Source organism: Streptomyces sp. NPDC046349 (assembly GCF_055587885.1).
On sequence record NZ_JBVJFK010000003.1, the window covers coordinates 516,255 to 530,818 of the forward strand.

Genomic DNA, 14,564 nt, shown 5'->3' on the forward strand with positions numbered 1-14,564 from the left:
CTGCAGGCCTCCGGTCCGAGGATCTCCAGCGGGCGCGACCGCGGGGATCGAGACTGCGGGGATCGAGGACGATCGGCAGGTGTCACCCGGCGCGCGGGCCCGCGTGGGCGGCACGGTGCTTGTTGAACTCGGCCACGTGCTTCCTGTGCTCCGCGTACGTCGCCGAGAAACGGGTGTCGCCGGGCTTGACGGTGACGAAGTACAGCCAGTCGCCCGGTGTCGGCGCGACCGCCGCCGCCATCGCCTCCAGGCCCGGGCTGTCGATCGGCGTGGGCGGCAGGCCCTGGCGTTCGTAGGTGTTGAAGGGGCTGTCGATCCGGGTGTCGCTCAGCGTCGTGTCGACGGTGTTGCGGTTCAGCGCGTAGTTGAGGGTGGAGTCCATCTGGAGCGGCATCGACTTCGCGAGCCGGTTGTGGACCACCCGGGCGACCTTGCCCATGTCGGCGCGGCTCTCGGCCTCCGCCTCGATGACGCTGGCCATCGTCGCCGTCTGGTACGGGGTCATCCCGTGGGCCTTGCCGCCCTCGGCCACCGCGGTGGTGGCGAGCTTCTCGTTGGCGGTGCGCACCATGTGGGCGAGGAGCACGGCCGGGGTGGTCTTCGAGGTCACCGGGTACGTCGCCGGGAAGAGGTACCCCTCGGGGTTGCCCTTGGCCTCTGCAGGCAGTGCCGGTGCGACGGCGGGCACCGCCGACTTGGCGGATCCCGGCGGGAGCTTCAGTTCGCGGTCGACCGCGGCGTACACCTGCGCCGCGCGCCAACCCTCGGGGATCGTCAGCTGGCGCGGCCTCTCCGCCCCGTGCCCACCCCGCAGGACCGGAATCAGGACCACCGCGCCGGTCGCGATCAGCATGCCGAGGAAGAGGGCCAGTCGGCCGCGGCGGGTGAGCCGGGATCGGCGCTGGGGCGGCCGGTACTCATGACTCATGCGGGAACGCTAACCCGCAGATCAGCACTTTTTCGACATCCGGCCCGTGTGCCGGTCATACCGTCACACGTTCATCGGAGCCAACTGCGATTCTTCCGTCGGCTCGGGGGCGAGCGCGGCGTCCCGGTCCCGGCGGACCAGGGCCGCGTACCGGCCGTCCGCCTTGAGGAGTTCCTCGTGGGTGCCGCGCTCGGCTATGCGGCCGCCGTCGAGGACCACGATCTGGTCGGCGTCGCGCACGGTGGACAGGCGGTGCGCGATGGTGATGGTGGTGCGGCCCGCGGACAGGCGGTCGATGGCCTGCTGGACGGCGTGCTCGGTACGGGTGTCGAGGGCGCTGGTGGCCTCGTCGAGAATGAGCACCGGAGGGTCCCTCAGGATGGTGCGGGCGATCGCGAGGCGCTGCTTCTCCCCGCCCGAGAAGCGGTAGCCGCGCTCGCCGACCAGGGTGTCGTAGCCGTCGGGCAGGGACGCGATGTGGTCGTGGATTTGGGCGGCCCGGGCGGCCTCGGCGATCTCCTCGTCGGTGGCGTCCGGCTTGGCGAAGCGCAGGTTGTCCGCGACCGAGGCGTGGAAGAGGTACGTCTCCTGGGAGACGACACCGATGGAGCGGGCCAGCGAGTCGAAGTCGAGGTCGCGCACGTCCACCCCGTCGATGGCGACCCGTCCGCCGGTCACGTCGTAGAGCCGCGGCACGAGGTAGCTGAGGGTGCTCTTCCCCGATCCCGTCGGACCGACCACGGCGAGGGAACCTCCGGCCGGGACGGTGATGTCGATCCCGGAGAGGGTCGGGCCGTTCTCGGCGTCGTAGGCGAAGTGCACGTCCTCCAGGGCGACCTCGCCCTTGGCCCGGTCCAGCCGGACCGGGTCCGGGCGCTCCGTGATGTCCACCGGCAGGTCGAGGTACTCGAAGATGCGGGCGAACAGCGCCAGCGAGGTCTGCATCTGCACGCCGGTCGACAGCAGGCTCACGGCCGGCCGGAAGAGACCCTGCTGAAGGGTGACGAAGGCGACGAGGGTGCCGACGGAGAGTGAGGGGGCGCCCGTCTGGAGGGCGATGCCGGCGGCCCAGTAGATGAGCGCGGGCATGGCGGCCATGACGATGCCGATGGTGGACATCCGCCAGCGCCCGGCCATGCTGGAGCGCACCTCGAGGTCGACGAGCTTCTCCGACTCCGCGGCGAAGGCCGCGGTGAGCGAATCGGAGCGCCCCATCGTGCGGCCGAGCAGGATGCCGCTCACCGAGAGCGACTCGGTGACCGTCGCGGCCATGGCGGCCATCTGCTTCTGCCGCTTCGTCGTGATCCTCTTGCGCTCGTTCCCGACGCGCCGGCTGATCCACACGAAGACGGGCAGCAGGAGCAGCGATACCAGAGTGAGCCGCCAGTCGAGCGCGAGCATGGCGACCACGGTGGCGATGACGGCCGTCAGGTTGGAGACGAGCGAAGTCGCCGTGGAGGTGACGGTGGCCTGCATGCCGCCGATGTCGTTGGCGATGCGGGACTGCACCTCTCCGGTGCGGGTCCGGGTGAAGAAGGCGAGCGGCATCCGCTGGAGCTGCTCGTAGACGGCGGTGCGCAGGTCGTGCATGACGCGCTGGCCCACCGTGGTGGATATCAGCGTCTGGAGCACGCCGAAGACACTCGTGACGACGGCCGTGGCGATCATGCCGAGCGCGAGCAGGCTGAGCAGCCCGGTGCGGCCCTGCGGGATCGCGACGTCGAGGATCTCCTTGAGCAGGAACGGCGAGGCGACACCGACCAGCGAGGAGGCGCAGACGAGCAGGCCGACGACGGCGAGCCGGCCGCGGTAGGGGCGGAACAGCGCGACGATCCGGCGCAGCTCCCGGGGCTGTTCGGCCGGGGCGGGGCGGGTCGGATCGAGGGGGTCGTTCGATGGGGTCCACTTCGGTTCGTCGTGTGGCATGGGCACCCTCTCGGGGTCGGGGGACGGGGTTCGAAGGCCTTCGCGGCGCCGGCTCCGGCAGAGTCGGCACGATGGGAGCATAGGTCATTGTTACCTATACTCACAATGAACGGGGTCCTGATATCGTTCCCGCATGAGCTCCGCCTCCGACACCGATCGCCTCCTCGCCGAACAGCTCCTGCGCCTGACGCGCAGGCTCCACCGGATCCAGAAGCGCCACATGGTGCCGCTCGGGATCACTCCCGCCCAGAGTCGGCTGCTGCGCCTCGTCTCGCATTACGAGGGCGAGCAAGCACCCCGGATGGCGGACCTCGCCGCCCGGCTCGAGGTCGTCCCCCGCGCGGTGACGACCCTGGTGGACGGCCTGGAGGCGGTCGAGTGCGTGCGGCGCGCGCCCGACCCGGCGAACCGCCGCGTCATCAGGATCGAGCTCACCGACACCGGACGCGCCACGCTGCGCCGTCTGCGCAACGCGCGGACCGACGCGGCGGAGGAGATCCTGGCTCCGTTGACCGCCGACCAGCGCGAGGTGCTCGGCGGTCTGCTGAACGCCCTGTCGGACGCCCCGGCGGAGCGCACCTGCTGACCGGGCCACGCGAGGGCCGTGCCGAGGCGAGGGGTCGCACATGCCGCTGCTGGAACCGGAGCCGGGGGCCCTGCGCCCGCGCCGCATCACCGGCCCCTCCCCCGACCGGGTCCCCTCGCACCGGGCCGGCGGCACACCGGAGCCCCTGCGCACGGAGCTGACCGAGCTGCTGGGCGCCGAGAAGGTGCTGTGGAAGGCCTCCGACCTGGTCCGCTACGCCTCCGACGCCTCCCCCTACCGCTTCGTGCCGCAGGTCGTGGTGATCGCCGAGGACGTCGACGACGTCTCCGCTGTCCTGTCGTACGCCCGCGGCCGGCAGCGCGAGGTCGTCTTCCGCGCCGCCGGGACCTCCCTCAACGGCCAGGCCCAGGGCGAGGACATCCTGGTCGACGTACGCCGCCACTGGACCGGCATCGAGGTGCTGGAGGGGGGCCGGCGGGCTCGCATCAGGCCCGGCACCACCGTGCTGCGGGCCAACGCCGCGCTGGCCCGGCTCGGCCGGATCCTCGGCCCCGACCCGGCCAGCGCCATCGCCTGCACCGTCGGCGGGGTCGTCGCCAACAACGCCTCAGGGATGACGGCGGGCACCACGAGGAACTCCTACCGCACGCTGTCCTCCCTCACCTTCGTACTGCCCGGCGGCACCGTCGTGGACACGGCCGATCCGTCGGCCGACGGGGAACTGGCGCGCGCCGAACCGGCCCTGTGCCGGGGACTGATGGCGATCAAGCGGGAGATCGAGGCCGATGCCGCGCTGACCGCCCGGATCCGCGCCAAGTACGAGATCAAGAACACCACCGGCTACCGGCTCGACGCCTACCTGGACGGCAACACCCCCGTCGGGATCCTGCGGGGGCTGATGGTCGGTTCGGAGGGCACACTCGGCTTCATCTCCGAGGTCGTCCTCGACACCCTGCCGCTGGACCGCGAACTGTGCACCGCCCTGCTCTTCTTCCCCTCACTGCCCGCCGCGGCCGCGGCCGTTCCGCGCTTCAACGAGGCGGGCGCACTCGCCGTCGAGCTGATGGACGGGAACACCCTGCGGGCCTCGGTCAGCGTCGAGGGGGTGCCCGCCGACTGGGCCGGGCTGCCGGGGACGACCACGGCCCTGCTCGTGGAGTTCCGGGCTCCGGACGCGGCCGGCCGCGAGGCCTGCGCGCGTCGCGCGGCGGCGGCCCTCGAGGGGCTCGACCTGGTCGCCCCGGTGCCCTCGATCACCAACCGCTTCACCGACGACCCGGGGACCATCGGCGGCTACTGGAAGGCCCGCAAGGCCTTCGTCACCGCCGTCGGCGGCGCCCGCGCCCGCGGCACCACCCTGATCACCGAGGACTTCGCGGTGCCGCCGTCCCGGCTGGCAGAGGCGTGCGCGGCCCTCCTCGATCTGCAGGCGGAACACGGCTTCGACGCGGCGGTCGCCGGCCATGCCGCGCACGGCAACCTGCACTTCCTGCTCGCCTTCGACGCCGCCGACCCCGCAGACGTCGCCCGGTACGGGGCCTTCATGGAGTCCTTCTGCCGGCTCACCGTGGAACGCTTCGACGGCTCCCTGAAGGCCGAGCACTCGACCGGCCGCAACATGGCCCCCTTCCTGGAGCTGGAATGGGGCCCCGAGGCCACCGACCTGATGTGGCGCACCAAACGGCTCGTCGACCCGGACGGGGTGCTCGCCCCGCGGATCCTCCTCGACCGCGACCCGCAGGCCCACCTGCGCGGCCTGAAGACGATTCCGCAGGTGGAGGCGGTGGCGGATCCGTGCATCGAGTGCGGCTTCTGTGAACCGACCTGCCCGAGCGGTGATCTGACGACCACTCCGCGCCAGCGCATCGTGCTGCGCCGCGAGATGGTCCGCCAGCAGCCGGGCTCGCCCCTGCTGGAGGAACTGCTCGGCGCCTACGGCTACGACGCGGTGGACACCTGCGCGGCCGACTCCACCTGCCGTCTCGCCTGCCCGGTCGGGATCGACACCGGGGCGCTGATGCAGGACTTCCGCCACCGGCGCCACGGCGCGCGCGAGGAGGCCGCCGCCGCGCTGGCCGCCCGGCACTTCCGCACCGTCGAGGCCGCCGCCCGCACGGCCGTCGCCATCGCAGGCCGGATCCCCGACCGGGTCGGCGACCGGCTGCTGGAGGCGGTCACCGGGGCCGCGCGCAAGGTTGTGCGACCGGACCTGGTGCCCCGGTGGCTGCCCCAGCTGCCGGGCGCCGCCGGTCCGCTGCCCCGCACCCGGCGCTCGGGCGCCGCGGCCGTCTACTACCCGGCCTGCGTCAACCGGATCTTCGGCGGCCCTGAGGGACGGCCCGGCCCGTCGCTGCCGCAGGCCGTGGTGGCCGTGTCGGCACGCGCCGGCAGGCCGGTGTGGATCCCCCGCGACGTGACCGGCACCTGCTGCGCGACGATCTGGCACTCCAAGGGCTACGCGGAGGGCAACCGGGTGATGGCCAACCGGATCGTCGAGGCGGCCTGGGGCTGGACGGCCGGCGGGCGGCTGCCGCTGGTCGTCGACGCCTCCTCCTGCACCCTGGGCATCGCCCGGGAGGTGGTCCCGTACCTGACGCTGGACAACCGTTCGCTGCACGAGGAGTTGCGGATCGTCGACTCGGTCGCGTGGGCCGCGGAGGAACTGCTGCCGCACCTGGAGGTCCGGCGCACCGTGGGATCGGCCGTCCTTCACCCCGCCTGCTCGATGCGGCACCTGGGCGACGAACCCCGGTTGCGGGCGGTCGCCGAGGCCTGCGCCGAGGAGGTCGTGGTCCCGGACGACGCGGGCTGCTGCGGCTTCGCGGGCGACCGGGGCATGCTGCACCCGGAGCTGACGGCCGCGGCCACGGCCCGGGAGGCCGCGGAGGTGACCGCGCGTCGCTTCGACGCGCACCTGTCGGCGAACCGGATGTGCGAGGTGGGCATGGACCGGGCCACCGGGCGGAGTTACCACTCGGTCCTCGTCGAACTGGAGCGCGCCACCCGTCCGTGAGCGCCGGTGCGTGCGACCCCCGTGACCAGGCACCGGCCGGCCCTCGCGTGCGTAAACCTCTTTCCTCCGGCGCCGGCGGGACGGAAAATCAATTGCCCGGCCCCGGTCCGGAAGGCGAACCTTGCACGGCTTGCACCACTCGACCAGTCATGGGGCGTCATGCAGATCAGCGATCTTCCGTATCCGGATCCTGGAGTACCCGACGCTCGTTCCGGCCCCCGTTTCCTCCTGTGGCTGGGCCGTGGTCAGCTCGGCGGACAGCTCAAGAGCCTGGGCTGGGGAATGCTTCACTTCGGCGGTGTCGCCGGACTGCCGTACGCCGTGGGCCTGGGCGTCGACGCGGTCGTCGACCGCGACGCGGACCGGCTGCTGCTCGTCGGCGGACTGCTCCTCCTGATCGGCGTCGCCATCTCCGTCGGCGACGCCATGCTGCACCGCACCGCCGTCACCAACTGGATCACCGCCGCGGCCCGCGTGCAGCAGCTCCTCGCCCGCAAGACCGCCGAGCTGGGCTCCGCCCTGACCCGCCGGGTCGCCGCGGGTGAGGTGGTCGCGGTGTCCACCGGCGACGTGGAGAAGATCGGATGGTTCGTCGAGGCGGTCTCCCGCTTCCTCGCCGCGGTCTTCTCGGTGGTCCTGGTCTGCGTGGGCCTGATGTTCTACGCACCCGAGCTGGGCATGGTCGTCGCCGTCGGCGTGCCGGTGGTCGCCCTCGCCGCGCTGCCGCTGTTGCCGCGGGCCACCCGGCGCGCCGACATCCAGCGGGAGAAGGCCGGCAGGGCGACCGAGCTGGCCTCGGACACCGTCGCGGGTCTGCGTGTACTGCGCGGCATCGGCGGCGAGGAGCTGTTCCTCGGCCGGTACCGCGAGGCTTCCCAGGAGGTCCGCAAGGCCGCCGTACGCAGTGCCCGGATGTGGGCGCTGATCTCCGCGATCCAGGTGGTGCTCCCGGGCCTGCTGCTGATCACGGTCGTCTGGTACGGCGCCTCGCTGGCCCTGGACGGTCGTGTCGCGGTGGGTGAACTCGTCGCGGCGTTCAGCGCGGTGGCGACGCTCCTCTACCCCCTGCGGCACTTCGAGGAGATCGCCCAGGCCTACTCCTTCTCCCGTCCCTCCGCCCAGCGGGCGGCCCGGGTGCTGTCGCTGACCCGGACGGACGCGGCGGAGCGCCCCGCGCAGACCGGCCCGGTCGGGGAACCGGCCGCCGGCGGGGACCTGTACGACCCGCGGACCGGGCTGCTGGCACCCGCCGGCCGGTTCACGGCCGTCGTCTGCGGGGACCCGGACCTGGCGGGCCGGCTGGCGGAACGCCTCGGCGGCCACGCCGTGGAGGAACAGGACGGTGACCGGGACGCAGACGTGGACCTGGACGGCGGACCGGACGCGAACGGCGGTCCCTCGGTGCTCCTCGGCGGGGTCGCGCTGGACGACCTCGAACTGGACACCGCCCGCAGGCTGGTCCTCGTACAGGACAAGGACCCGGTCCTGCTGTCGGGGACGCTGCGCGAGCTGTTCGACGTACCGGCTTCGGGAGCCGTCGGCCCGAGCGCCGCTCTGGCCGCCGCCCAGTGCGCGGACGTACTGGACGCGCTGCTGCAGTCGGCGCCGGACGGGGTCGACGACCCGATGGACGCCCGGATCACCGAGCGCGGCCGGTCGCTGTCCGGCGGCCAGCGCCAGCGTCTCGCGCTGGCCCGGTCCCTGGTCACCGACCCCGAGGTGCTCGTGCTCGACGAGCCGACCTCCGCGGTGGACTCGCACACCGAGGCACGGATCGCGGACGGGATCGCGGCCCTGCGCGCCGGACGGACCACGGTCGTACTGGCGTCCTCGCCGCTGCTGCTGGACCGCGCGGACCGGGTCGTGCTGGTCGACGACGGCACGGTCGCGGCCGTCGGAACCCACCGCGAGCTGCTGCACCGCGAACCCCTCTACCGGGCGGTCGTCACCCGCGAGACGGACGAGGAGCAGCGGCTCGCCGGACTCGAAATGACAGAGCTGGAAGAAGCCCTCACAGAGATCGAGGAATCCGCATGATCGGCGTGGCGCCGCCGCAATACGATCCGGCGGCCCCCGAGACGGCCTCGACCCTGCCCGTGGGCACGCCGGAGACCGTTCGGGGCTATGTGCGCGACCTGTTCCGGCGCCACCGGCGGGCCTTCCTGGTACTGGTGGGCGTCAACGCGGTCGCGGTGATCGCCTCCATGGTCGGCCCGTACCTGCTGGGCCGGGTCGTGGACGACCTGGCGGCGGGGGCGCGGGAGCTGCGACTGGAGCCGATGGCGCTGCTGTTCGCCCTGGCGCTCGCCGTGCAGGCCTGCTTCGTGCGGCTGGTACGGCTGCGCGGGGCGATGCTGGGCGAGGAGATGCTCGCCGATCTGCGCGAGGACTTCCTGGTGCGGTCGGTGGGGTTGCCGCCGGGCGTGCTGGAACGGGCCGGTACCGGTGACCTGCTGTCGCGGATCACCACCGACATCGACCGGCTGGCCAACGCGATGCGCGAGGCCGTGCCCCAGCTGGCCATCGGCGTGGTGTGGGCGGGGCTGCTGTTCGGCGCCCTCGCGGTGACCGCGCCGCCGTTGGCGCTGGCCGCGCTCGTCGCGCTGCCGGTCCTGGTGTTCGGCTGCCGCTGGTACTTCCGGCGGGCGCCTTCGGCGTACCGCTCGGAGGCGGCGGGCTACGCCGCGGTCGCGGCCGTGCTCACCGAGACGGTGGACGCGGGCCGCACGGTCGAGGCGCACAGGCTGGGGCCGGAGCGGATCGCCCGGTCGGAGCGGCGGATCAAGGAGTGGACGGCATGGGAGCGGTACACGCTGTTCCTGCGGACCGTCCTCTTCCCCGTCATCAACGTCACCTTCGTGACGATCCTCGGCTCGGTGCTGCTGATCGGCGGCTACTGCGTGATGCAGGGCTGGATGTCGGTGGGTCAGCTGACCACGGGCGCGCTGCTGGCGCAGATGCTGGTGGATCCGATCGGCCTGATCCTGCGCTGGTACGACGAGCTGCAGATCGCCCAGGTGTCGCTGGGCCGCCTGGTGGGCGTGCGGGAGATCGAACCGGACGCGGGGGACGCGGAGGTGGCGCCCGACGGCCGGGACGTCCGGGCCGAGCAGGTCCGCTTCGGCTACAAGGAGGGCGTGGACGTCCTGCACGAGGTGTCGATGTCGGTGCCGCCGGGCACCAGGATGGCGCTCGTCGGCCCCTCGGGAGCGGGCAAGTCCACCCTGGGGCGGCTCCTCGCGGGCATTTACGGGCCCCGCACCGGCGAGGTCACCCTCGGCGGGGCCCGGCTGTCGCGGATGCCGGCGGAGCGGGTGCGCGAGCACGTGGCCCTGGTCAACCAGGAGCACCACGTGTTCGTCGGATCGCTGCGCGACAACCTCCGGCTCGCGCGGACGGGTGCCGAGGACGCCGAGCTGTGGGCGGCGCTGGGCGCGGTGGACGCGGACGGCTGGGCACGGGCCCTGGCGGACGGCCTGGACACCGAGGTCGGCTCCGGCGGTACGGCGCTCACCCCCGCGCAGGCGCAGCAGGTGGCGCTGGCCCGGCTGGTGCTAGCGGATCCGCACACGCTGGTGCTGGACGAGGCCACCTCGCTGCTGGACCCGCGGGCCGCGCGGCATCTGGAACGCTCGCTGGCCCGGGTGCTGGACGGCCGCACGGTCATCGCCATCGCCCACCGGCTCCACACGGCCCACGACGCGGACGTGATCGCCGTGGTCGAGGGCGGCCGGATCAGCGAACTCGGCTCGCACGACGAGCTGGTGGCGGCGGACGGCGCGTACGCGGCGCTGTGGCGGTCCTGGCACGGCTGAGCCCGCGGCGGAGGGGTCCGTCAGCTGGTCCAGGGAAGCCGTACGGCCTCGATCACCGGGTCACTGAGCAGTGCTTCGACCAGGTGCTCGGGGCCGACGACCTTGGTGGCCCACAGGTCGTAGTCGGTGCACAGGATCCACGAGCGGTCCTCGGACCACAGGTTGGAGGGGCTGAAGTCCGCGTCCGGGTTGTCGTACAGGGTGTGGGCGTCACCCAGCCGACCGGTGCGGACGTGGAGGTTGTCGAAGTCGACCGCGGGCAGCGTCAGCGGGTTGTAGTAGGCGAGGACCCGGGTGTCCGGGCCCTGCGTGCTGTGTGCCACGAGCACGTCGACGAGCCGATCCCATGTCGGGCGGTCGAGGCTGCCCTCGGTGGGCGGCTCGATGCCGACGGGCCAGCTGTCGTCCAGCCGCGCGGACGGGAAGCACCGGAAGGACGGGTACTTTCCGTCGGGGACCATCGGGTCCCCGCACCGGGCGGAGAGCTCGGCCCATCGCAGTCGGCGGTAGGACGGTCCGGGATGCTCGGCGCGTCCGAGACCGCCGCCGGTGGCGGTGCCGGTTTCGAGGTCGATGTTCCCGAGGCGGGCGGGCTCGATGACACCCGCGGCGAGGGCCGTCTGGCGCAGTTCGTGGTGGGAGAGGCCGCCGGGTCCGCTTTCGTGCTCGTACATGGCGTTCAGCACCCAGACCGCATCGGGACGCCGGGGCGGCTCGAAGCCGGTCGTGCCGTCACCGCAGAGCTCCGTCAGCCAGTCGGTCTCGGAGGACGGAGCCAGCGGCCAGAGGTGGTGCGTCTCAGACATCGGCCCAGGCTACGGGGGGTTCGCCCGGCCGAGGTACGGGGGGGCGTCCTGCGCGGCGTCCGGCGGCCTTGTCTAGACGAAACCGAGGGCGGAGGCGCCTCCGAAGCCGCCCAGCAGGATGAAGACCGGCATGAGGACCTTCAGCTCCACCCAGCTGCCGGCGCGGAAGCGCAGGGCCTTCGGCGGGCCGATCGGGTACCAGCGCTTCCCGGCGATCGGGAGGGGCCACAGGACCGGGCAGCCGGAGACCGTCAGCGCGTCGCCGATGTCGTGGACCAGGGCCCCGAGCACGATGGGCAGGCCGAGCCAGAGGTACTCCTGCCCGGGCTCGGTGAAAAGCCAGTTCGCACCGTTTCCGGGCTGGTCGAGGACCCCGGCCATGATCCACGCGCTGGTCGCGCCGAGCAGCCAGACCAGGACGTCGCTGGACATCCGGGCGGCTCGCCACAGGAGGCCCTCGACCGCGAGCACCAGGTGCACAAAGAGCAGGGCGAGCACTCCCCAGCGGTCGGCGGTCACGGCGAGCGCGGAGGCTCCGCCGCCGATCAGCACGGCCCAGAGCCAGGTGTGCGTCAGGGTGCGGTGGCCGCCGGAGCGACGGGCGTCCTTCGTGGAGCGGGTGGCCTTGTAGACCGCGTAGGAGATCTTGTCGACCACCTCGCACAGGCCCTTGGACAGCGGGCCGAAGGCGCGGGAGATCGTCGCCGACTTGTGGTCGAGGTCCGGGGCGAGGGCGGCGCCGGCGCAGATCAGCGCGCCGACGACGAGGACCGGCCACGGCATGGGGTGGCCGGCGGCGGCAGTGGCCGCCCCCACCCCCAGCCAGGCCGCCGCCCCGGACAGTGAGTGCGCCGGACCCATCATGGTCGTTCCCCGCCCCGCTGGTGTGTGTCGGGCCCTGTTGACCGGTTCGTTCGGGCCGCATCGACGGCACAGCGTACAGTCGGTGATCTTCCTTCCGTCCTCCGGTTCCCTGATCCGGGGGGAAGCCAGGCAAGATGGGGGCGTGACCCTCATTGATCAGCTCCCGCCGACCGCCGACCCCGACGCCCTCTTCGAAGCTTTCTCCTCGTGGGCGGAGGACCAGGGCATCACCCTGTACCCGGCTCAGGAGGAGGCGCTGATCGAGGTCGTCTCGGGGGCGAACGTGATCCTGTCCACCCCGACGGGCTCCGGCAAGAGCCTGGTCGCGGCGGGTGCGCACTTCACCGCGCTGGCCCAGGACAAGGTGACCTTCTACACCGCCCCGATCAAGGCGCTGGTGTCGGAGAAGTTCTTCGACCTGTGCAAGCTCTTCGGCACCGAGAACGTCGGCATGCTGACCGGCGACGCCTCGGTGAACGCGGACGCGCCGGTGATCTGCTGCACCGCCGAGGTGCTGGCCTCCATCGCCCTGCGTGACGGCAGGCACGCCGACATCGGCCAGGTCGTGATGGACGAGTTCCACTTCTATGCCGAGCCGGACCGCGGCTGGGCCTGGCAGATCCCGCTGCTGGAGCTGCCGCAGGCGCAGTTCGTCCTGATGTCGGCGACCCTCGGCGACGTGAAGCGGTTCGAGGACGACCTGACCCGGCGCACCGGCAGGCCCACCTCGGTGGTCCGCTCCGCGACCCGCCCCGTCCCGCTGTCCTACGAGTACGTCACCACGCCGATCACCGACACGATCACCGAGCTGCTGGAGACCCGGCAGGCGCCCGTCTACATCGTGCACTTCACGCAGGCCCAGGCGGTCGAGCGGGCGCAGTCGCTGATGAGCATCAACATGTGCACACGCGAGGAGAAGGACAGGATCCAGGAGCTGATCGGCAACTTCCGCTTCACCACGAAGTTCGGCCAGAACCTCTCGCGCTACGTGCGGCACGGCATCGGCGTGCACCACGCCGGCATGCTGCCCAAGTACCGGCGTCTGGTGGAGAAGCTCGCGCAGGCCGGTCTGCTGAAGGTGATCTGCGGTACGGACACGCTCGGGGTGGGCGTCAACGTCCCGATCCGCACGGTGCTGTTCACGGCGCTCACCAAGTACGACGGCAACCGGGTCCGCACGCTGCGCGCCCGCGAGTTCCACCAGATCGCCGGACGGGCCGGCCGGGCCGGCTTCGACACGGCGGGTTTCGTGGTCGCCCAGGCACCCGAGCACGTCATCGAGAACGAGAAGGCGCTCGCGAAGGCGGGCGACGACCCGAAGAAGCGCCGCAAGGTGGTCCGCAAGAAGGCTCCCGAGGGCTTCGTCGCATGGTCGGACACGACCTTCGAGAAGCTGATCGCCGCCGACCCTGAGCCGCTGACCTCGCGCTTCAAGGTCACCAACATCATGCTGCTGTCGGTGATCGCCCGGCCCGGCGACGCCTTCCAGGCGATGCGCCACCTCCTCGAGGACAACCACGAGCCGCGCAAGGCCCAGCTGCGGCACATCCGTCGGGCCATCGCGATCTACCGCTCGCTGCTGGACGGCGGTGTCGTGGAAAAGCTCGACACCCCGGACGCGGAGGGCCGCACCATCCGGCTCACCGTCGACCTCCAGCAGGACTTCGCGCTGAACCAGCCGCTGTCCACCTTCGCACTGGCCTCCTTCGACCTGCTGGACCCGGAGTCCCCCTCCTACGCGCTGGACATGGTCTCGGTCGTGGAGTCCACGCTGGACGACCCGCGCCAGATCCTGGCCGCCCAGCAGAACAAGGAGCGCGGCATCGCGGTCGGCCAGATGAAGGCCGACGGGATCGAGTACGAGGAGCGGATGGAGCGGCTCCAGGACGTCAGCTATCCCAAGCCGCTGGAAGAGCTCCTCTCCCACGCCTACGACGTGTACGCGAAGAGCCACCCGTGGGTGCGCGACCACCCCGTCTCCCCGAAGTCGATCATCCGCGACATGTACGAACGCGCGATGACCTTCACCGAGTTCACCTCCTTCTACGAACTGGCCCGCACCGAGGGCATCGTGCTGCGCTACCTGGCCGGCGCGTTCAAGGCGCTGGACCACACCATCCCCGACGACCTCAAGTCCGAGGACCTCGAGGACCTGATCGCCTGGCTGGGCGAGCTGGTCCGCCAGGTCGACTCGAGCCTGCTCGACGAGTGGGAGCAGCTGGCGAACCCTGAGGTGGAGACGGCGGAGCAGGCCCAGGAGAAGGCCGACCAGGTCAAGCCGGTCACCGCGAACGCGCGCGCCTTCCGCGTCCTGGTACGCAACGCCATGTTCCGCCGGGTGGAGCTGGCCGCCCTCGACAACGTCGACGCGCTGGGCGAGCTGGACGCCGAGTCGGGCTGGGACGCCGACGCCTGGGGTGAGGCCATGGACGCGTACTGGGACGAGTACGACGACCTGGGCACCGGCCCCGACGCCCGCGGCCCGAAGCTCCTCCAGATCGAGGAGGACCCCGCGCACGGCCTGTGGCGCGTCCGCCAGACGTTCGCCGACCCGGGCGGCGACCATGGCTGGGGCATCAGCGCCGAGGTCGACCTGGCCGCGTCCGACGAGGAGGGCCGGGCGGTCGTCCGGGTCACCTCGGTCGGTGAGCTCGGCACCCTGTGA

Annotated in this window: 9 protein-coding genes; 5 read left to right on the plus strand and 4 right to left on the minus strand. The window is 72.0% G+C overall.

Going from position 1 to position 14,564, the window contains the following annotated elements:
• Positions 1-82 precede the first annotated feature (82 nt).
• Complete coding sequence (mltG, locus tag ACZ6JS_RS09475) at positions 83-928, minus strand: endolytic transglycosylase MltG (protein ID WP_469297051.1); 846 nt, start codon at positions 926-928, stop codon at positions 83-85.
• A 63-nt stretch (positions 929-991) separates the two neighbouring features.
• Positions 992-2,854, minus strand: a complete 1,863-nt coding sequence (locus ACZ6JS_RS09480) for an ABC transporter ATP-binding protein (RefSeq protein WP_469297052.1) — start codon at positions 2,852-2,854, stop codon at positions 992-994.
• 133 nt (positions 2,855-2,987) lie between these two features.
• Between ACZ6JS_RS09480 and ACZ6JS_RS09485 the strand changes: the two genes are divergently transcribed.
• The 4 genes from ACZ6JS_RS09485 to ACZ6JS_RS09500 all read left to right on the plus strand — a co-directional run bounded on the left by ACZ6JS_RS09485 (position 2,988) and on the right by ACZ6JS_RS09500 (position 10,229).
• Positions 2,988-3,440, plus strand: a complete 453-nt coding sequence (locus tag ACZ6JS_RS09485) for a MarR family winged helix-turn-helix transcriptional regulator (protein WP_469297053.1) — start codon at positions 2,988-2,990, stop codon at positions 3,438-3,440.
• A gap of 40 nt (positions 3,441-3,480) precedes the next feature.
• Positions 3,481-6,414: an FAD-binding and (Fe-S)-binding domain-containing protein gene (locus tag ACZ6JS_RS09490; RefSeq protein WP_469297054.1), complete on the plus strand. Its 2,934-nt coding sequence runs from the start codon at positions 3,481-3,483 to the stop codon at positions 6,412-6,414.
• Positions 6,415-6,573: 159 nt separating this feature from the next.
• The gene (locus tag ACZ6JS_RS09495) at positions 6,574-8,451 is read left to right on the plus strand and encodes an ABC transporter transmembrane domain-containing protein (RefSeq protein ID WP_469297055.1); all 1,878 of its coding nucleotides are present in this window, start codon (positions 6,574-6,576) and stop codon (positions 8,449-8,451) included.
• Positions 8,448-10,229 carry an ABC transporter ATP-binding protein gene (locus tag ACZ6JS_RS09500; RefSeq protein ID WP_469297056.1) on the plus strand — a complete coding sequence of 594 codons (1,782 nt, stop codon included), beginning with the start codon at positions 8,448-8,450 and terminating at the stop codon, positions 10,227-10,229. The genes ACZ6JS_RS09495 and ACZ6JS_RS09500 overlap by 4 nt, the downstream gene beginning before the upstream one ends.
• 20 nt (positions 10,230-10,249) lie before the next feature.
• Here the strand turns inward: ACZ6JS_RS09500 and ACZ6JS_RS09505 are convergent, their stop codons facing one another.
• Both ACZ6JS_RS09505 and ACZ6JS_RS09510 read right to left on the minus strand, forming a co-directional pair.
• Positions 10,250-11,035, minus strand: a complete 786-nt coding sequence (locus ACZ6JS_RS09505) for a hypothetical protein (RefSeq protein WP_469297057.1) — start codon at positions 11,033-11,035, stop codon at positions 10,250-10,252.
• A gap of 72 nt (positions 11,036-11,107) precedes the next feature.
• Entirely contained in the window at positions 11,108-11,899 is a 792-nt protein-coding gene (locus ACZ6JS_RS09510; protein ID WP_469297058.1) for a metal-dependent hydrolase, read from the minus strand.
• Positions 11,900-12,041: 142 nt separating this feature from the next.
• Here ACZ6JS_RS09510 and ACZ6JS_RS09515 point away from each other — a divergent pair, with 142 nt between their 5' ends.
• A complete protein-coding gene (locus tag ACZ6JS_RS09515) occupies positions 12,042-14,564 on the plus strand; it encodes a DEAD/DEAH box helicase (RefSeq protein WP_469297059.1) in 2,523 nt (840 codons plus the stop codon).

Excerpts from the sequence above, each read along its gene's own strand:
- ACZ6JS_RS09500 (WP_469297056.1), top strand. The coding sequence starts at position 8,448 with ATGATCGGCGTGGCGCCGCCGCAATACGATCCGGCGGCCCCCGAGACG.
- ACZ6JS_RS09505 (WP_469297057.1), bottom strand. The coding sequence starts at position 11,035 with ATGTCTGAGACGCACCACCTCTGGCCGCTGGCTCCGTCCTCCGAGACC.
- ACZ6JS_RS09485 (WP_469297053.1), top strand. The coding sequence starts at position 2,988 with ATGAGCTCCGCCTCCGACACCGATCGCCTCCTCGCCGAACAGCTCCTG.
- mltG (WP_469297051.1), bottom strand. The coding sequence starts at position 928 with ATGAGTCATGAGTACCGGCCGCCCCAGCGCCGATCCCGGCTCACCCGC.
- ACZ6JS_RS09490 (WP_469297054.1), top strand. The coding sequence starts at position 3,481 with ATGCCGCTGCTGGAACCGGAGCCGGGGGCCCTGCGCCCGCGCCGCATC.
- ACZ6JS_RS09510 (WP_469297058.1), bottom strand. The coding sequence starts at position 11,899 with ATGATGGGTCCGGCGCACTCACTGTCCGGGGCGGCGGCCTGGCTGGGG.
- ACZ6JS_RS09480 (WP_469297052.1), bottom strand. The coding sequence starts at position 2,854 with ATGCCACACGACGAACCGAAGTGGACCCCATCGAACGACCCCCTCGAT.
- ACZ6JS_RS09495 (WP_469297055.1), top strand. The coding sequence starts at position 6,574 with ATGCAGATCAGCGATCTTCCGTATCCGGATCCTGGAGTACCCGACGCT.